This is a genomic window from Pseudomonas sp. 58(2021), from assembly GCF_017491585.1.
Lineage (GTDB): Bacteria > Pseudomonadota > Gammaproteobacteria > Pseudomonadales > Pseudomonadaceae > Aquipseudomonas > Aquipseudomonas fluorescens_BT.
Genome location: NZ_JAFGYZ010000017.1, coordinates 24,884 through 44,064, shown reverse-complemented (window position 1 = coordinate 44,064; position 19,181 = coordinate 24,884). Strand labels below are relative to the sequence as shown.

Sequence of the window (19,181 nt, the reverse complement as noted above, 5' to 3'; positions counted from 1 at the left end):
ACCCGCTCCTACAAATCACCCGTCACTTGGTGGAGTTGCCATCCGGCACGAATACATAACCCACGCCCCAGACAGTCTGGATGTAGCGCGGTTTGGACGGATCGGGTTCGATCATCCGGCGCAGACGGGAAATCTGCACGTCGATGGAACGCTCCAGGGCATCCCACTCCCGGCCACGAGCCAGGTTCATCAGCTTGTCGCGGGTCAGCGGCTGACGGGCGTTCATCACCAAGGCCTTGAGTACCGCAAACTCACCGGTGGTGAGCATGTGCACTTCGTCGCCGCGCTTGAGTTCGCGGGTGGCCAGGGACAGCACGTAGTCGCCGAACGTGACGTTTTCTTCTTCACTGCCCGGCGCGCCCGGCACCGGTGCGGCCTGACGGCGCAGTACGGCTTTGACCCGGGCCATCAGCTCGTCCGGGTTGAACGGCTTGGCCAGGTAGTCGTCGGCGCCCAGCTCCAGACCCTTGATACGGCTCAGCTCGTCGCCCTTGGCGGTGAGCATGATGATCGGGATCTGATTGTTCGCGCCACGCAGGCGACGGCAAGCGGTCAGGCCGTCTTCGCCTGGCAGCATCAGGTCGAGAACGACCAGGTTGAACACTTCGCGCGACAGCAGACGATCCATCTGCTCGGTGTTCGGTACGGCGCGGGCACGGTAGCCCTTGCTGACGAAGAAGCGTTCCAGCAGGCTGCTCAGCCCCGGATCGTCGTCAACAATAAGAATTTTTTCGCCTTCAGCAGTTTGTGCAGTGCTGCTCATTGGATGCTCCTTTTAGCTCGGCGCGCATTATGGCGTAGCTGCCGTTATACGCACCGTGTGCATTGTTAGCAGATTTTTCCTTCACTGCCAGAAAACCGGGGCTTGAGCCTACAGACTGCGTCGCCCCCGAATGACAGAACGCCGGTTATAATGCGCGGCCTTTTGTGCCAGGCAACGTCTGAATCGTTACCGCAGGTGGCCGTCCTTTATTTTCCGGGTCGCCGCAGTAATTGTTCGATTTCACGGGTCAATGGAATGCCTTTTGACCCAGGCAGCGGCCAGCATCAAGCCGCCCCACCAGACTCCGGGCCTTCATTTACGCGCCTGCGAGCCTGCTTTCACAATTTGTCAGGTGGTTTTATGGACAGCATCAACAGCCGCATCGCCGAGGAACTCGGCGTACGCCCACAACAGGTCGAAGCGGCCGTCGCGCTACTCGATGAAGGCTCTACCGTTCCCTTCATCGCCCGTTACCGGAAAGAAGTGACCGGCAGCCTCGATGACACTCAGTTGCGTCATCTGGAAGAGCGTCTGCGCTACCTGCGAGAACTCGACGAACGGCGCATCAGCATTCTTTCCAGCATCCAGGAGCAGGGCAAACTCACCCCCGAACTGGAACGCGAAATCAAACTCGCCGACACCAAGACCCGCCTCGAAGACCTGTACCTGCCGTACAAGCAGAAGCGCCGCACCAAGGGCCAGATCGCCCTGGAGGCCGGCCTCGGCGAGCTGGCCGACGGTCTGTTCAACGACCCGAGCCTGACCCCCGAAGCCGAAGCTGCGCGCTTCGTCGACGCCGAAAAAGGCGTGGCCGATGCCAAGGCAGCGCTGGAAGGCGCCAAATACATCCTCATGGAGCGCTTCGCCGAAGACGCCAACCTGCTGGACAAACTGCGCAATTATTTGAAGCAGGAAGCCACCCTCAGCGCCCGCGTGATCGCCGGCAAGGAAGAGGAAGGCGCCAAGTTCCGCGATTACTTCGAACACGACGAACCGCTGAAAAGCATGCCGTCGCACCGCGCGCTGGCAATTTTCCGTGGTCGCAACGAAGGCATTCTCAGCTCCGCGCTGAAAGTCGGCGAAGAACTGCCGGGCACCCTGCACCCGTGCGAAGGTATGATCGGCCAGCACGTCGGCATCCAGAACCAGAACCGTCCGGCCGACAAATGGCTGGGCGAAGTGGTGCGCTGGACCTGGAAGGTCAAGCTCTACACCCACCTGGAAACCGACCTGCTCGGCGAGCTGCGCGACGGCGCCGAAACCGAGGCGATCAACGTGTTCGCCCACAATCTGCACGACCTGCTGCTGGCCGCCCCGGCCGGCCCGCGTGCCACCCTGGGCCTGGACCCGGGCCTGCGCACCGGCTGCAAGGTCGCCGTGGTCGACGCCACCGGCAAGCTGCTGGATCACACCACGGTTTACCCGCACGTACCGCACAACAAGTGGGATCAGACCATCGCCATCCTGGCCGCCCTGTGCGCCAAGCACTCGGTCGATCTGATCGCCATCGGCAACGGCACCGCCAGCCGTGAAACCGACAAGCTGGCCACCGAGCTGATCAAAAAATACCCGGCGATGAAAATGACCAAGGTCATGGTCTCCGAAGCCGGCGCATCGGTGTACTCGGCATCGGAACTGGCGGCCAAGGAATTCCCGGATCTGGACGTATCGATCCGTGGCGCAGTATCGATTGCCCGCCGTCTGCAGGACCCACTGGCAGAGCTGGTGAAAATCGATCCGAAATCCATCGGTGTCGGCCAGTACCAGCACGACGTGTCGCAGCTGAAGCTGGCGCGCGGCCTGGACGCCGTGGTCGAGGACTGCGTGAACGCCGTGGGCGTGGACGTGAACACTGCGTCCGTGGCGCTGCTGGCGCGGATCTCCGGCCTCAACGCGACCCTGGCGCAGAACATCGTGGCCCACCGGGACGAGCACGGCGCATTCAAGACCCGCGCTGCGCTGAAGAAAGTCGCGCGTCTGGGCGAGAAAACCTTTGAGCAGGCGGCCGGCTTCCTGCGCGTGATGAACGGCGATAACCCGCTGGATTCCTCGGCCGTTCACCCGGAAGCCTATCCGCTGGTGCAACGCATCGCCGCTGAAACCGACCGCGACATCCGCTCGCTGATCGGCGACGCGGCGTTCCTCAAGCGTCTGGATCCGAAGAAATTCACCGACGAGACCTTCGGTCTGCCAACCGTCACCGACATCCTGCAGGAACTGGAAAAACCGGGCCGCGACCCGCGTCCGGAGTTCAAGACCGCCGAGTTCCAGGAAGGCGTCGAGGACCTGAAGGACCTGCAACTGGGGATGATCCTCGAAGGCGTGGTGACCAACGTGACCGCGTTCGGTGCGTTCGTCGACATCGGCGTGCATCAGGACGGTCTGGTGCACATTTCCGCGCTGTCGGAGAAATTCATCAAGGATCCGCGCGAGGCGGTGAAGGCCGGTGACGTGGTGAAGGTGAAGGTCATGGAAGTCGACATCCCGCGCAAACGCGTCGGCCTGTCGATGCGCATGAGCGACACCCCGGGCGAGAAGATCGACGGTGCCCGTGGCTCGCGTCCGGGCTCGGCGCCACGCCAGTCCCAGGGTTCGACTCCGCGCAAGGAAAGCACCCCGGCAGCTCCGGCGAACAACGCCATGGCGTCGCTGTTCGCCAACGCCAAGCAGTTGAAGAAACGTTGATGGAAATGCCGGCCGGGCTCGTCGAGAGCGCGTTTTTCAAGCTGTTGGGCTGTCGCCTGCACAGCCTGGAAACCGGGGTGGCGCAAGTCGCCCTGGCGCTGGAACCCGAACTGCGCAATCGCGGCGGCAAGCTGCACGGTGGCGCGCTGTTCAGTCTGGTCGATATCGCCATGGGGCTGGCCTGTTCCAGCACCCACGGCTTTGATCAGCAGAGCGCGACCATCGAGTGCAAGATCAACTACATCCGCGCCGTCTCCGAAGGCGAGGTGATGTGCACGGCGCGGGTGATCCACCCGGGCCGGCGCACGCTGGTGGTCGAAGCCGACGTGATGCAGGGCGACAAACTGGTCGCAAAAGCGCAAGGCACGTTCGCTGTCCTGTAGATGTTGTTCATCATTTTGAGTTAATTTCGGCGCTGTGATCGCAGCGTCGAGCTTTTCTGTGGGAGCGGGCTTGCCCGCGAAGAGGGAGTGTCAGGCAGCATCAGGTCGCCTGACACGACGCCTTCGCGGGCAAGCCCGCTCCCACAGGGATCGCGTAATCTTCGCGTGCATCGGCCAGATTCAGGGAATGAAGTTGGCGCTTCAACGGGGGCTTCAGAGCCCGAAAAACCAGGCGAAAACGCCAGTTTCAACTTCACCCTTGTAGACCGTCCTGCCCACCCCCATATTGGGGCGACTGACGCGTGAAGGAATCCAAATTGAGCGAACTTCTCAACCGCCGCCTGGCTCTGCTCGGCGAGCGCGCTAACCTCTCTCTGCTTGAGCAGTGCCTTCACGGTATCGAACGTGAATGCCTGCGCGTGACCGGCGAAGGCCGCCTGGCCCAAACGCCGCACCCTGAAGCCCTGGGTTCCGCGCTGACCAACGAACAGATCACCACCGACTATTCCGAGTCGCTGCTGGAGTTCATCACGCCCGCCCTGCCAGACCCTGCCGATACCCTGGCCAGCCTGGACAAGATTCATCGCTTTGCCTACAGCAAGCTCGGCAACGAGTACCTGTGGAGTCCATCGATGCCGTGCCCGTTGCCGGCCGAGGAAGACATCCCGATCGCCTATTACGGCACCTCCAACATCGGTCAGCTCAAGTACGTCTACCGCAAGGGCCTGGCCCTGCGTTACGGCAAGACCATGCAGTGCATCGCCGGGATTCACTACAACTTCTCCCTGCCGGAAAAGCTCTGGCCGTTGCTGAAAGAAGCCGAAGGCTTCGTCGGCACCGACCGGGATTTCCAGTCGTCGTCCTACATCGCGCTGATCCGTAACTTCCGTCGCTACAGCTGGCTGCTGATGTACCTGTTCGGCGCTTCGCCGGCGCTGGACGCCGGCTTCCTGCGCGGCCGTTCGCATCAGCTGGAACAGCTGGATCCGGACACCCTCTACCTGCCCTACGCCACCAGCCTGCGCATGAGTGACCTCGGTTACCAGAGCAACGCCCAGGCCGGCCTGACCCCTTGCTACAACGACCTGGCCAGCTACACCGACAGCCTGCGCCAAGCGGTGGCCACGCCGTACGCGCCGTACGTTGAAATCGGCACGCACCAGGATGGCGAGTGGGTGCAACTGAACACCAACATCCTGCAGATCGAAAACGAGTACTACTCCAACATCCGCCCGAAACGCGTGACCTACACCGGCGAGCGGCCGATCCAGGCCTTGATGGCCCGTGGCATCCAGTACGTCGAAGTGCGCTGCCTGGACATCAACCCGTTCCTGCCGATGGGCATCGATCTGACCGAGTCGCGCTTCCTCGACGCGTTCCTGCTGTACTGCGCGCTGAACGACAGCCCGTTGCTGACCAACATCAGCTGCGGCAACGCCACCTCCAACTTCCTCAGCGTGGTCAAGGAAGGTCGCCGTCCGGGCCTGCAATTGCAGCGCGACGGCCAACCGGTCGACATGAAGGAATGGGCGGCGCAACTGCTGGAAAAAATTGCTCCGCTGGCCGCGTTGCTCGATCAGAGCCATGGCGGCGATGCCCACAGCAAGGCCCTCGACGCGCAACTGGCGAAGGTCAAGGACTCGTCCCTGACACCTTCGGCCCAGGTGCTGGCGGCCATGGCCGAGCACAAGGAAAGCTTCGCGCAATTCTCCCTGCGCCAGAGCCAGGCCCACGCCGAGTTCTTCCGCAGCGAGCCGTTGGCGGCTGACGAGCAAGCGAAGTTTGAAGAACTGGCGCGCTCTTCACTGGCGCAACAGGCTGAGCTGGAACAGAACGAGGTCGGCGATTTCGACGTGTTTGTCGGGTCGTATCAGGCGAGTATTCTGGCGATCAGCAACTGACACTTCCTTCTCTGATGGTCAATCATTCCCACGTCGAGGCGGCGAACCGTCTGCGTGGGAACGATCAAACACCCCCACGCTTAGATTTTTCCGCTCATAAGCTCATTCTAAAAAGTTATTTATTTTTAGTTTCTTAGATCATTTAATCTCCTTTCACGCCGACGCTCGGTCGCCTGATATGGAGCTCTTCAATGAAACTGAATGTCCCGCTTCGCCTGCTGGCCGTGGCCTCTCTGGCTGCCGCGAGTTTCCTGGCTCAGGCCGCCGACCTCACTGTTGCCTACCAGACCACCGTCGATCCGGCGAAAGTCGCCCAGGCCGACGGCGCCTACGAGAAAGCCACCAAGGCCGACATCAACTGGCGCAAGTTCGATAACGGTGCCGATATCATTGCCGCCATCGCCTCCGGTGACGTGCAGATCGGCTACCTCGGTTCCAGCCCGCTGACCGCGGCGATCACCCGCAAGGTCCCGGTGGAAACCTTTCTAATTGCCACCCAGATCGGCGCCGCCGAAGCGCTGGTCGCCCGCGACGGTTCCGGCATCAAGACCCCGCAGGATCTGGTCGGCAAGAAAATCGCCGTGCCGTTCGTGTCCACCGGTCACTACAGCCTGCTCGCCGCGCTGAAGCACTGGAACATCGACCCTTCGAAAGTCACCGTCCTCAACCTCGCCCCGCCAGCGATCATTGCCGCGTGGAAACGCGGTGACATCGACGCCACTTACGTGTGGGATCCGGCGCTGGGTGTGGCCAAGGAAAATGGCAAAGTGCTGATCACTTCCGGTGAACTGGCCAAGTTCGGCGCGCCGACCTTCGACGCCTGGATCGTGCGCAAGGATTTCGCCGAGAAGCACCCGGAAATCGTCACGGCCTTCGCCAAAGTCACCCTCGACGCCTACGCCGACTACCGCAAGGATCCAAAAGCCTGGCTGGCCAACCAGAGCAACGTCGACAAGCTGGTGAAACTGTCCGGTGCCAAGGCCAGCGACATTCCATTACTGCTGCAAGGCAACGTCTACCCGCTGGCGGCGGATCAGGTCAGTGACCTCGGTGCACCGACTACCAAAGCCATCACCGACACCGCTGCGTTCCTCAAGGAGCAAGGCAAGGTCGAAGCGGTACTGCCGGACTACGCGCCGTACGTCAGCGCCAAGTACATCACCAACTGATCGGGAGTTAACTGCGATGGCCTTGCTACAGCTGGAGCGCATCAGCGCACAGTATCCCGGCAGTCCGGAACCGGTACTGTCCGACATTTCCCTGACCCTCGGCCCTCAGCAATTGCTGGTGGCCCTGGGCCCGTCCGGCAGTGGCAAAACTTCGTTGTTGAACCTGATTGCCGGCTTCGTCGAACCAAGCGCCGGTCGCATCACCCTCGACAACATACCGGTCAAAGGCCCGAGCGCCGAGCGCGGCGTGGTGTTCCAGGACGACGCCCTGCTGCCCTGGCAGGACGTGCTGGCCAACGTGGCTTTCGGTCTCGAACTGGCCGGTGTGGCCAAGGACAAACGCGAACAGCGCGCCCGGGAAATGCTCGCGCTGGTCGACCTTTCCGGTTTTGAACACCGTCGCATCTGGCAGCTCTCCGGCGGCCAGAAACAGCGCGTCGGCCTGGCCCGCGCCCTCGCCGCCGACCCACGCGTGCTGTTGATGGATGAACCCTTCGGCGCCCTCGACGCCTTTACCCGCGAACAGATGCAGGAGCTGTTGCTGCAAGTCTGGCAACGCACCGCCAAACCGGTGTTCCTGATTACCCACGACATTGAAGAAGCGGTGTTCCTCGCTACTGACCTGATTTTGCTGGCGCCGAATCCGGGGCAGATCGTCGAACGTCTGCATCTCGACTTCGGCCAGCGCTACGCCGCCGGCGAATCGGCGCGGTCGATCAAGTCCGATCCGCGCTTCATCGAAACCCGTGAACACGTACTCGCCAAAGTGTTCTCGCAACGCAGCGCCGCTCAGCGGCAGGAGCGCGCATGAGCAGTTACGACGTTTCCGCCACCGCCGTGAAACCTGCCGCCCCGTCGGTGGTGATTCCCGTGCGCCGCAGCCTCAGCACCCGCTGGATCAGCCTGCTGACCCTGTTCGCGTTACTGGTGATCTGGTGGGCCGTGACGGCCACCGGCCTGATCGAACCGCTGTTCCTGCCGCCACCGTCCGCCGTGCTGCAAAAAGGCTGGTTGCTGGCGACCACGGGCTACATGGATTCAACGTTGTGGCAGCACCTGGGCGCGAGCCTGAGCCGCATCGGCCTGGGCCTGGGTTTTGCGATTCTGACCGCCGTGCCGGTGGGCATTGCCATCGGCGCCAACCGCATCGCCCGTGGCGTGCTCGATCCGCTGATCGAGTTCTACCGCCCGATTCCACCGCTCGCCTATCTGCCGCTGATCGTGATCTGGTGCGGCATCGGCGAATTGTCGAAAGTGCTGCTGATCTACCTGGCGATTTTCGCTCCGATCGCGATTGCCACCGCCACTGGCGTGCGCACCGTCGACCCGGCCAAATTGCGCGCCGCGCAGTCGCTGGGCGCCACCCGCGCACAACTGATCCGCCATGTGATTTTGCCAAGTGCTCTGCCGGACATTCTGACCGGTGTGCGCATCGGCCTGGGTGTCGGCTGGTCGACGCTGGTCGCCGCCGAACTGATCGCGGCCACCAGCGGCCTGGGCTTCATGGTGCAGTCGGCCGCGCAGTTTCTGGTCACCGATGTGGTGGTGCTGGGGATTCTGGTCATCGCCCTGATCGCCTTCGCCATGGAGATGGGCCTGCGCGCCCTGCAACGCAAACTGGTGCCGTGGCACGGCCAGGCCCACTGATTTTTCAGCACTGACTACCCCGACAGTTTCGGGGCCCCGGAATTGAAGAGAACCACCATGAGCAGCCTGAACATCACCCCGTTAAGCTCGGCCCTCGGCGCACAGATCAGCGGCGTCGACATCAGCCAGCCGCTGAACCTGGAACAGCGCGACGCCATCGAGCAGGCGCTGCTCAAATACCAGGTGCTGTTCTTCCGCAATCAGCCGATCGAGCCTTCGCAACAGGCGCGCTTCGCCCACTATTTCGGCGACCTGCACATTCACCCGATCTACCCGAACGTACCGGAACAACCGGAAGTGCTGATCCTCGACACCGCCGTCACCGACGTGCGCGACAACGCGATCTGGCACACCGACGTGACCTTCCTGCCGACCCCGGCCATGGGCGCGGTGCTCAGCGCCAAGCTGTTGCCGGAGTTCGGTGGCGACACGTTGTGGGCCAGCGGGATCGCCGCCTATGAAGCGCTGTCGGCGCCAATGAAAGCACTGCTCGAAGGGCTGACCGCGACTCATGACTTCACCCGTTCGTTTCCGCTGGAGCGCTACGGCAACACCCCGCAAGCACTGGCGCAGTGGGAAGAGGCGCGGCGCAAGAATCCACCGCTGTCGCACCCGGTGATTCGGACTCATCCGGTGAGCGGACGCCGTTCGTTGTTCGTCAACGAAGGGTTCACGTCGAAGATCAATGAGCTGTCGGAGACCGAGAGCGAAGCGATTTTGAAGTTTCTGTTCGCCCACGCGACGCGGCCGGAATTCACCATTCGCTGGCGCTGGCAGAAGGATGACATCGCGTTCTGGGACAACCGCGTGACGCAGCATTACGCGGTGGATGACTACCGGCCGGCGCGGCGAGTGATGCAGCGGGCTACGGTGTTAGGAGATGTGCCGTTCTTTAAATAGGCCCCGATTTCTTTGGTGCTTGAGCCGGCCTCTTCGCGGGCAAGCCCGCTCCCACAAATACAGCTGTGTTCGCAGATTTTGTGTACGACTCGGCCCCTGTGGGAGCGGGCTTGCCCGCGAAAGCGTCAGAGCAGGCGCCGAATATTTCGGCGCCAGTCACTTATTCAGCCGTCGATGGTTTCTCCCAAAGATTGATCCCGCCCTCCTGGGCAAACCGGTCAATCTCCGCCAGTTCCTCAGCACTGAAGCTCAGATTCTTCAACGCCCCGACGTTCTCGATAATCTGCTCCGGCCGGCTCGCGCCAATCAATGCCGAGGTCACCCGAGGATCGCGCAGCGTCCAGGCCAAGGCCAGTTGCGCCAGGCTCTGGCCACGACGCTTGGCGATTTCATTCAACGCCCGCACGTGAGCAATGTTGGCCTCGGACAAGTGCGAAGCCTGCAACGAACCACCGCCCGGACGGTTGACCCGCGCATCCGCCGGCACGCCGTTGAGGTATTTGTCGGTCAGCAGACCCTGCGCCAGCGGGGTGAAGGCAATCACGCCAGTGCCGAGCTCGTCGGTGGTGTCGAGCAGGTCCTTTTCCACCCAGCGGTTGAGCAGGTTGTAGGCCGGTTGGTGGATCAGCAGCGGTACTTTCCACTCTTTGAGCAACGCGGCGATTTCGCGGGTTTTCACCCCGGAGTACGACGAGATGCCGATGTACAACGCCTTGCCCTGCTGCACCGCCGTGGCGAGGGCGCTGGCGGTTTCTTCCAGCGGGGTGTCCGGGTCGAAGCGGTGCGAATAGAAGATATCCACATAGTCCAGGCCCAGGCGTTGCAGGCTCTGGTCGAGGCTGGCCAGCACGTATTTGCGCGAACCGCCGCCCTGGCCGTAAGGGCCGGGCCACATGTCCCAGCCGGCCTTGCTGGAGATGATCAGTTCGTCGCGGTATTGCTTGAAGTCTTCGCGCAGCAGACGACCGAAGTTGATCTCGGCGCTGCCGTAGGGCGGGCCGTAGTTGTTGGCCAGGTCGAAGTGGTTGATGCCCAGGTCGAACGCCGTGCGCAGCAACGCGCGCTGGGTGTCGATCGGCGTGCTGTCGCCGAAGTTGTGCCACAGGCCCAGGGAAAGCGCCGGCAGCACCAGACCGCTGCGTCCGACGCGGCGGTAAGGGATGGAGTCATAGCGGTTTTCGGCAGCGGTGTAAGTCATCGAATCCTCTCTTGTCGGTCTTGAATCGGGTGTCGATTGCTACGCAAATCTGTTGCCGGGCCGGGCGAGGCCAAGGTTCTGGCGCAAGGTCCGGCCCTCGTATTCGGTTCTGAACAGCCCACGCCGTTGCAGTTCCGGGACCACGCCGTTGGCGAAGTCTTCGAGCCCGCCGGGCAGGTGCGGCACCAGCACGTTGAAACCGTCCGCCGCGCCCTGCTCGAACCATTCCTGCAAACGGTCGGCAATCTGCGCCGGGGTGCCGACGACGCTGTAATGCCCGCGACCGCCGGCGATTCTGCGACCCAGTTCGGCCAGGGTCAGATGCTCCCGGCCGGCCAGTTCGGTCAGCAGTTTCTGCCGGCTCTGCTGGCCGCTTTCAGTCAGCGGCAAATCCGGCAGCGGTCCGTCCAGCGGGTACTTCGACAGATCGAAGTTGCCCAGCATACGCCCAAGCAGGGCGACGCCCACCTCGGGTTCGACCAATTGCTGAAACGTTTCACATTTTTCCTGCGCTTCGGCGTCCGTCTGCCCGACCACGACGAACACGCCGGGCATGATTTTCAGCGAATCGGCGCTGCGTCCGTATTTCGGCAAGCGGCCCTTGAGGTCGGCGTAAAACGCCTGGGCGCTGGCCAGCGAGGTCTGCGCTGTGAATACCACTTCGGCTGTCTGCGCTGCCAGTTCACGTCCGGTTTCCGACGAGCCGGCCTGCACGATCACCGGCTGACCCTGCGGCGAGCGCGCGACATTCAGCGGGCCTTTGACCCGGAAGTGCTCACCGACGTGATCCAGCACGTGCAGTTTTTCCGGGTCGTAATACGCACCGCTGGCCTTGTCGCGAAGGAAGGCATCATCCTGCCAACTGTCCCAAAGCCCGGTGACCACTTGATGAAACTCCCGGGCGCGGCTGTAGCGTTCGGCGTGGCCGATGTGTTCGTCGCGGCCGAAATTCTGCGCTTCGGCGGCATTGTCCGAGGTCACCAGATTCCACCCCGCTCGCCCGCCCGACAGGTGATCGAGCGAAGCGAACTTGCGCGCCACGTGGTACGGCTCGTTGTAACTGGTGGTAGCGGTGGCGATCAGGCCGATGTGCTCGGTTACCGCGCTCAAGGCCGAGAGCAACGTCAGCGGTTCGAAGTGATCCGAACGGGCCATGCGGCTGGCGATGTCCTGGGTCGGAGCGGCGACGCTATCGGCGACGAACAAGGTGTCGAACTTCGCCGCCTCGGCAATCTGCGCCAGGCGTTTGTAATGGGCGAAATCCAGCCCGGCGTTGGCCGGTACGTCCGGGTGACGCCATGCGGCAACGTGGTGCCCGGTGGCCATGAGGAACGCGCCGAGTTTCAGCTGTCTGCTCATCTCAGAAGTCCTTGCGCAGTTGCACGCCGAAGTAGCGCTCGTCATCGCGAGGCACGGCGCGGTAAATGTAATTTCCACCGCTGGCGAGCAACGGCGAATAGGACTTGTCGGTAAGGTTTTTGCCGAGCAGCGCCACGCGCCAGCCGTTGGTGTAATCGGCTAGGGCGACGCTGGCGTTCCAGAGGCCGTAGGCGCCTTGTTTGGTGTCGGCGTTCTGGCTGATGTCGTACTGCACTTCGCTCTGCCAGCTGTAGTCGGTGCCGAGTTCGATATCCAGGCCGTTATCCAGCGGGATCGTGTAGTCGGCGCGCACGTAGCTTTTCCAGTCCGGGCTGAACGGCAGCGGCTTGCCGTTGACGTTGCACGACGCCGCCGCACCCGCCGGGCAGGCGAACTGGTCGATGCGGGCGCGGGTGTAGGCCAGTGCGCCGGAAAACTTCAGTTGCTGGGTCGCTTGCAAGGCGTAATCGATTTCCACGCCTTCGGTGCTGACGCTGCCGGCGTTGATCAGACGCGTTACGACTTGCCCGGCGACGGTGTCGAAAAAGTTCGCTTGGTAGTTGTCGTAGTCGCTGTGGAAAACCGCGAGGTTGGTGGTCAGGCGATTGTTCCAGCTTGAGGCTTTGATCCCCGCCTCCCAGGTGTTGGAGGTTTCCGGTTTCAGCGCTTCGGTGTCGCGTGGCTGCATGTTGAAGAACACGTTGTAGGCCGGGCCTTTGTAGCCGCGCGAGTAGGTCAGATAAGTGGTGACGGTATCGCTCAGGTCGTACTGCAAACCGAGCCGGCCGGACCAGCCATCTTCATCCACCGAACCGGAGCTGCGGGTGGCCGGTTGAATGCCGCTGACGGTGGTGGCGGAAGTGGAAACGCGACGGTGATCGTATTCCAGATCGTCATGGGTGTAGCGCAGGCCGGCGATGCCACGGAAGTCCGAAGTGAAATTCAACGTGCTCTCACCGAACACGGCGTAGCTGTCGCTGGTGGTGCTGTAATCGGCGACGCCGCGATCAGTTCGTGTGGTGGTGGTCAGTGTGCGTTGATAGGTCTCGTCATCCTTGCCGTGCATGTAGAACAGACCGCCGACGTATTCGAGGAACTCGCCTTTGGGCGAGGCCAGACGCAGCTCCTGCGAGTACTGGTCGAAGGCCAGGTCACCCTTGTCCGCCGTACCGGGGAACGCCGCCGTTACCGTACCGAGGCGGTCGCCGTCCTGATACTGAGTGTTGTCCCAGCCACGCCACGCGGTGATCGAGGTCAGGGTGTAATCGCCCAGTTGCCAGTCGAGCTGACCGGACAGGCCCTTGTTGGTGTCCTCGACGTGGGAGCGAGTGTCGGTGTTGATGTCGCGGTTGTGGCGAGTGGCGCTGACCGGGCTCAGCGCATTGGCGAAGGCCGGGGTCAGAGCTTTGGTCACGACGCCGTTGGGGCCGTCATCGTGGGACTGCATGTAGTCGGCGATCAGGGTGAAGGTGACGTCGTCGTTCGGGGTGAATTCCAGTTTGCCGCGCACGCCGCGATGGTTGTAGCCGTTGACCTCCTGGCCGTTGTGCTTGTTGTCGACATTGCCGTCGTAAGTGCCGAACAAGGTGCTGATCGAACCCTTGAGCGTGTCCGGAATCAGGCTCCCGCCAATGCCGAAACGGGTGCGGCTTTCATTGCCGCTGTAGTACGACTGATCGATGTAGCCGTGGGTCTCGGCGGTCGGGGCCTTGCTGGTGATGTTCAGCACGCCGGCCGAAGCGTTCTTGCCGAACAGCGTGCCTTGCGGGCCGCGCAAGACTTCGACGCGTTCCAGGTCCAGCAGATCCAGAGTGGATTGGCCGGGACGCGCATAAACCACGCCATCAATCACCGTGGCCACGGTCGGCTCGACGCCCGGCGAGGTGGAAATCGTCCCTACGCCGCGCACGAACAGCGAGGTGTCCTTGTTCGATGCGCCAGTGCGGAAATTCAGCGACGGCACTTGCTGGACGATGCTCGCCACGCTGTTGCGGTTGTCACGCTCCAGTTGCTCGCCGTCGATCACCGACACCGCCACCGGGACCTTTTGCAGCGACTCTTCGCGGCGGGTGGCGGTGACCGTGACGGACTTGAGTGTCGGCTCCTGATCGGTGCTGTCGGCGGCGAACGCGGCCGGCAGCGGCAGCGCGGCCAGCCCGGTGAGTAGCCAGCCCGCAGCGCGGATCGATTGCGCCAGTTTGTGTGTCGCCCCAGGAATGTTGTGCATGTGTGCCCGCTCGAAAAGTTGCCCTGAACCGCTGCCGTTCTGCGACGACAGCGCCTGTCTCGGTGTCTTGGGCATTCGCTCGAGCGAGTAGCAGACAATGCGCTTTGTTAGCGCTAACATCGCCAGTATTGGCAAGCCGGACATAGACCGTCCAATACTGAAAAATTACTTTTATATGCGTTTTGGTTTTTAAGAAGGATCGAGCCTTGAGCGAAGAAAAGCCCCGCAAACGCCGTGGCGCCGGTCGCGTGACCCTCAACGCGGTGGCGCGCCAGGCCGGTGTTTCGGCAATCACCGTGTCGCGCTACTTCAACCAGCCGGAACAGGTCTCGCCCGAACGCCGCGAACGGATCGCGGCGGTGGTCGCCGAGCTGGGTTATGTGCCGAATCTGGTGGCCGGCGGCCTCGCCTCGGCACGGGGGAAAATCGTCGGCATGGTGATTCCGAACATCTCCGGGCCGATCTTCGCCAACACCATTCAGGGTTTCAGCGACACCCTCAGCCGTCACGGCTATCAGCTATTGCTGGCCTCGAGTTACTTCAGCACTGAACAGGAAGAAAACGCCGTGCGGGCGTTCCTCGGCTGGTCGCCGGCGGCGCTGGTGGTCACCAGTCACTTCCACAGTGCGGGCACGGAAAAGATGCTCGCCGAAGCGGATATCCCGGTGATCGAAACCTGGGATTACCAGCCGGATCGCGAGCCGATGCAAATCGGCTTTTCGCACTTCGAGGTGGGGGTCAGCGCCGCTCGTTATTTGCACGGCAAGGGCTATCGGCGGATCGCGTTTGTGCAAAACAGCGCACCCGGCGACTTCAGCGCACTGGAGCGCCGCGACGGTTACGCAGCGACCGTGCGTGAACTCGGTCTGGAGCCCTGGGTATTCGCACCGGACGCCGATCGCGCCCCGTTCGAAGCCGGCAAGCAAGCGATGGAAGCGCTGATGAGCGCCTCACCGCGCCCGGACGCTATCCTCTTCGCCAACGACAACCTCGCCGCCGGCGGCCTGCTCGCCGGACAACGCGCCGGCCTCAAAATCCCCGAAGACTGCGCCGTCCTCGGCTTCGGCGACTACCCGTTCGCCGAGATGCTGCTGCCGAGTCTCAGCACGATCAAACCGCCCGCGCTGGAGATTGGCGTGCTGGCGGCAACCCGGGTGCTGGAAAGCCTGGGCGTGTTGCCGAGCGATGAGGTGCAGCGGTTGAATCTGCTGCAGTGCACGGTCATAGAGCGGGAAAGTACCTGACAAGTATGGCGTGGGCCGGTTTGGCTATGCTCTAGGTAACACCGCACATCCCACAGGCGCGACCATGCACACCGCAATCATCATCTTCTTCGGCCTGATCCTGCTGGCGCTGATGCTCTATATCGGCGAGCGCATCGGCTTCAGTCGACAGACCATGGCCTACGGTTTCGCAGCGTTGTGGCTGGCGTTGACGGTGATCAATGGCGCGGTCGGCGTGGTGCACGCCGGGCAGCCGCTGGGGGCGGAGATTGCGATTGGCAGTGCCGTGTTTGGCGTGCCGATCGCTGCGATGGTGTTGTTCATGGTGCTGAGCGCCGAGACCTGAAACCGTCCCGGCGCCCTGCTCCGATCAACGCACCAGATGCAGGAACTGCATGTGCCGTTCGTACTGGTCGAGGATGTCGTTGATGATCTGTTCTTTCGTATAACCGACCAGATCGTAATCCTGACTACCCTCGCTCAGGTGCACTTCCGCGCGGTAGTAGCGACGGTTGTTGAGCTGCTTGGAACCCATGCCGCCACGGGCAAACGACGGCGTGAAGTAGCCGCGCATCTGCACCTGATAGATGAACGGGTGCAGCTCGCCGTGACCGATTTCCAGGCTGACGCTGTCGTGGGCCGGATCGGGTTGCGTCACGACATTCAGCCCCTTTTCGACAAACACCGCCGTCACTTCTTCGATGGCCGGTTTCACCGTGGTGTCCATGAAGCGGTACACCTCGTCACGCGACGGGAAGTGCACAGCCTGGCTCAAACGCTGTCGCCAACCACCCTTGCCACGCCGGGAGCCGGACACCGGCGCCAGCGAATGCAGTTGCGCGATCTGCTTCTGCGACTCCAGATAGAACGCCTTGTGCAGCCCCCACATCATCAGCAGCAGAATCAGCGAGAACGGCAACGAGGTCAGCACCACCGCCGACTTCAGCGCATCGATGCTGCCGGAGAACAGCAGTGCGCTGGTCACCAGCGCGGTCATCGCACCCCAGAACACCCGCAACCATTTCGGCCCGTCTTCATCCGGATTGCCGCCCTTGGCCGACAGGGTCGAGAGCACCACGGTGCCGGAGTCGGCGGAGGTGACGAAGAACACGAAGCTGATAAACACCGTCACCGCGATGACGGTCTTGCTCCACGGGTAGGTTTCCAGCAGCAGGTAAAGCGTCATCGACGGGTTGTCGAGGGCCGACATGCCCAGTGCCGACATGCCGTGATTGAGCACCTGATCGATGGCGCTGTTGCCGAAGATCGACATCCACGCCAGGGTGAAACCGAGCGGGATCAAAAGCACGCCGAAGACGAATTCGCGGATGGTCCGGCCACGGGAAATCCGTGCGATGAACAGGCCCACGAACGGCGACCATGCAATCCACCAGGCCCAGTAGAACACCGTCCAGCCGCCGAGCCAGTCGCTTGGTTTGTCGTAGGCGTAGAGGTCGAAACTCTTCATCGGCAACGCGCCGAGGTAGTCACCGAGGTTCTGGATCAGGGTGTTGAGCAAATGCTGGGTAGGACCGGCGAACAACACGAACAGCAGCAGCGCACAGGCCAGCAGCATGTTGATATCGGACATGACCCGCACGCCCTTATCTACACCGGAAACGGCGACGATGATCGCCGCGCCCATCATCAGCGTGATCAGGCCGACCTGAATCCACTGGGTGTGGGCGATGCCGAACAGGTAGTCCAGACCCGAGTTGAGATGAAGCACGCCGAAGCCCATGTCCGCACCGAGGCCGAACACCGTGGCGATGATGCCGAAGCCATCGACCGCGTAGCCGATGGGCCCGTTGATGCGCTTGCCGATCAGCGGATACAGCGCCGAACGCAGGGCCAGCGGCAGGTTGTGCCGATAGGCGAAATACGCCAGCGCCATGCCGACAAAGGCGAACACGCCCCAGCCATGCAGGCCCCAGTGCAGAAACAGAATCTGCATCGCCTGACGCGCCGCATCCGCCGTGCCAGCCTCGCCTTGCGGCGGCTGGAGCATGTGGGTCAGCGGTTCGGATACACAGAAGAAAAACAGCGTGATGCTGATCCCGGCGGCAAACAGCATGCCGGCCCAGGACAGGTAACTGAATTCGGGTTCGTCGTGGTCGGCACCGAGTTTGATCTTGCCGTAGCCCGATAACGCGGTGACCACCACGAAGACCAGATACAGGGTCATCGCGAGCATGTAGTACCAGCCGACCGTATTGGCCGCCCAGTTTTGCGCTTCAAGAAGCCAGGCACCGGCCTGTTCCGGCATGGCAATGACAACGAGGCCAAAGAGCAGAATCACCGTTGCGGCGAACCAGAACACCGGCGGATTCATGCGTACCAGACCGCTGGCGGGGGTAGACGATGCACTCATGAACGGTGCACCTCAAGGGGTTGAGAAATGGCTGAAATGATCGGACTCAGCAAAGGCAAGCCTCCTGTTGTGAGCGGGCAGCGAGCTACCGGTTTAACTTGAATGAACGTTCAAGTTAAACATGGATAGCATGCTCAGGACTAATCGCAGGGCTCAGCGGTACCTTTCGTACGCTAGCTCAAGAGGGGGTATGACGCTTTAGTGAGAGCGATCGTTCCCGCGTTGCGCAGGAACGATCAGGTGCAAGCGTTACTTCTGCGTCCCGTCATCATGCTGCAGGTTGGCCTGAGTCAGGTTGCACCCGGCCGGCACGCTGCGGGTCAGCCACACGTTGCCGCCGATGGTCGAGCCTTTGCCGATGGTGATCCGCCCCAGAATCGTCGCGCCGGCGTAAATCACCACATCGTCCTCGACGATCGGATGGCGTGGGTGACCCTTTTGCAACTGACCGTCCTCGTCCGCCGGGAAGCGTTTGGCGCCGAGGGTCACCGCCTGATAAATCCTGACGCGCTCGCCGATGATCGCGGTCTCGCCGATCACTACTCCGGTCCCGTGGTCGATGAAGAAGCTGCGGCCGATCTGCGCGCCAGGGTGAATATCGATGCCGGTTGCCGAGTGGGCGATTTCCGAACTGATCCGCGCCAGCAGGGGCAGGCCTGCACGATACAAATGGTGCGCCAGGCGATGGTGAATCACCGCCAGAATCCCCGGATAGCACAGCAGCACTTCATCGACGCTGCGCGCCGCCGGATCGCCGTGATACGCGGCCAGCACATCGGTGTCGAGCAGGCTGCGCAGGCCTGGCAGCGCCAGAGCGAAATCCTGAATGATCCTGATGGCCTGTGTCTCGACTTCGCTGTCGTCCCGGGCACTGTGGCGGGCGACGTAACGCAGTTCGAGTCGTGCTTGCGCCAGCAATGCATTCAACGCGACATCAAGGGTGTGGCCGACGTAAAAATCCTCGCTTTCTTCACGCAGGTCCACCGGCCCCAGACGCATCGGGAACAACGCGCCGCACAAGGCTTCGAGAATCTGCGCCATCGCATCACGGGACGGCAGCTCGCGTCCGCCCTGCTCGCCGCTGGCGCGGCCATTTTGCGTACGCCATTGATCCCGGGCGGTACGCAGTTGGCTGACGATGGTCTGCAATTGCCAATGGCTGGAACGCTCGCTCACGGTAAAGACTCCTCACGGGCGGCCGGACTGTCTGGCCGCGTCAACGGCCACTACTTTACGGCAACGCATCGGACGCGAATTAAGAACCGATAGTGCTGGCCTAAGCACATTTGGCTATAAGCGAATGACGGTTGCCCCGGTAAATCGGCGTGCCTATAGTCCTGACATCTCCTTGCATC

Annotated in this window: 15 protein-coding genes; 9 read left to right on the top strand and 6 right to left on the bottom strand. The window is 62.2% G+C overall.

The window, feature by feature from the left end; genetic code table 11:
• Positions 1 to 22: 22 nt before the first annotated feature.
• Complete coding sequence (gene ompR, locus J5M72_RS19755) at positions 23 to 763, bottom strand: two-component system response regulator OmpR (RefSeq protein ID WP_007952694.1); 741 nt, start codon at positions 761 to 763, stop codon at positions 23 to 25.
• A gap of 360 nt (positions 764 to 1,123) precedes the next feature.
• Between ompR and J5M72_RS19750 the strand changes: the two genes are divergently transcribed.
• The 7 genes from J5M72_RS19750 (at position 1,124) to tauD (ending at position 9,448) form a co-directional block, all read left to right on the top strand.
• Positions 1,124 to 3,448 carry a Tex family protein gene (locus J5M72_RS19750; protein ID WP_207866844.1) on the top strand — a complete coding sequence of 775 codons (2,325 nt, stop codon included), beginning with the start codon at positions 1,124 to 1,126 and terminating at the stop codon, positions 3,446 to 3,448.
• Positions 3,448 to 3,831 (top strand): PaaI family thioesterase, encoded by a 384-nt coding sequence (locus J5M72_RS19745; protein WP_064382742.1) that lies wholly within the window; start codon positions 3,448 to 3,450, stop codon positions 3,829 to 3,831. The genes J5M72_RS19750 and J5M72_RS19745 overlap by 1 nt, the downstream gene beginning before the upstream one ends.
• Before the next feature lie 317 nt (positions 3,832 to 4,148).
• Entirely contained in the window at positions 4,149 to 5,732 is a 1,584-nt protein-coding gene (gene gshA, locus J5M72_RS19740) for a glutamate--cysteine ligase (protein ID WP_169428397.1), read from the top strand.
• A gap of 191 nt (positions 5,733 to 5,923) precedes the next feature.
• Positions 5,924 to 6,901: a taurine ABC transporter substrate-binding protein gene (gene tauA, locus J5M72_RS19735; protein WP_169428396.1), complete on the top strand. Its 978-nt coding sequence runs from the start codon at positions 5,924 to 5,926 to the stop codon at positions 6,899 to 6,901.
• A 16-nt stretch (positions 6,902 to 6,917) separates the two neighbouring features.
• Positions 6,918 to 7,712 carry a taurine ABC transporter ATP-binding subunit gene (tauB, locus tag J5M72_RS19730; RefSeq protein WP_207866843.1) on the top strand — a complete coding sequence of 265 codons (795 nt, stop codon included), beginning with the start codon at positions 6,918 to 6,920 and terminating at the stop codon, positions 7,710 to 7,712.
• On the top strand, positions 7,709 to 8,548 hold the full coding sequence (tauC, locus tag J5M72_RS19725) for a taurine ABC transporter permease TauC (protein WP_207866842.1): 840 nt from the start codon (positions 7,709 to 7,711) through the stop codon (positions 8,546 to 8,548). The genes tauB and tauC overlap by 4 nt, the downstream gene beginning before the upstream one ends.
• A gap of 57 nt (positions 8,549 to 8,605) precedes the next feature.
• Positions 8,606 to 9,448 (top strand): taurine dioxygenase, encoded by an 843-nt coding sequence (gene tauD / locus J5M72_RS19720; RefSeq protein WP_169428393.1) that lies wholly within the window; start codon positions 8,606 to 8,608, stop codon positions 9,446 to 9,448.
• 160 nt (positions 9,449 to 9,608) lie between these two features.
• On the opposite strand, the gene mgrA is transcribed toward tauD, so the two are convergent.
• Genes mgrA through J5M72_RS19705 form a run of 3 tightly spaced genes read right to left on the bottom strand, consistent with a single transcriptional unit; the run spans position 9,609 to position 14,232 of the window.
• Positions 9,609 to 10,646, bottom strand: a complete 1,038-nt coding sequence (mgrA, locus tag J5M72_RS19715) for an L-glyceraldehyde 3-phosphate reductase (RefSeq protein ID WP_007917913.1) — start codon at positions 10,644 to 10,646, stop codon at positions 9,609 to 9,611.
• Between the two features lie 39 nt (positions 10,647 to 10,685).
• Positions 10,686 to 12,005, bottom strand: a complete 1,320-nt coding sequence (locus J5M72_RS19710; RefSeq protein WP_169428391.1) for an LLM class flavin-dependent oxidoreductase — start codon at positions 12,003 to 12,005, stop codon at positions 10,686 to 10,688.
• A 1-nt stretch (position 12,006) separates the two neighbouring features.
• Positions 12,007 to 14,232, bottom strand: coding sequence for a TonB-dependent receptor (locus J5M72_RS19705; protein ID WP_207866841.1), 2,226 nt, complete (start codon positions 14,230 to 14,232; stop codon positions 12,007 to 12,009).
• A 206-nt stretch (positions 14,233 to 14,438) separates the two neighbouring features.
• Between J5M72_RS19705 and J5M72_RS19700 the strand changes: the two genes are divergently transcribed.
• Positions 14,439 to 15,476, top strand: a complete 1,038-nt coding sequence (locus tag J5M72_RS19700; RefSeq protein ID WP_169428389.1) for a LacI family DNA-binding transcriptional regulator — start codon at positions 14,439 to 14,441, stop codon at positions 15,474 to 15,476.
• 64 nt (positions 15,477 to 15,540) lie between these two features.
• The gene (locus J5M72_RS19695; RefSeq protein ID WP_169428388.1) at positions 15,541 to 15,801 is read left to right on the top strand and encodes a hypothetical protein; all 261 of its coding nucleotides are present in this window, start codon (positions 15,541 to 15,543) and stop codon (positions 15,799 to 15,801) included.
• A 24-nt stretch (positions 15,802 to 15,825) separates the two neighbouring features.
• On the opposite strand, the gene betT is transcribed toward J5M72_RS19695, so the two are convergent.
• Positions 15,826 to 17,787, bottom strand: a complete 1,962-nt coding sequence (gene betT, locus J5M72_RS19690; RefSeq protein ID WP_207866886.1) for a choline transporter BetT — start codon at positions 17,785 to 17,787, stop codon at positions 15,826 to 15,828.
• A gap of 288 nt (positions 17,788 to 18,075) precedes the next feature.
• Positions 18,076 to 19,002: a serine O-acetyltransferase EpsC gene (gene epsC / locus J5M72_RS19685; RefSeq protein ID WP_169428387.1), complete on the bottom strand. Its 927-nt coding sequence runs from the start codon at positions 19,000 to 19,002 to the stop codon at positions 18,076 to 18,078.
• Positions 19,003 to 19,181: the final 179 nt, after the last annotated feature.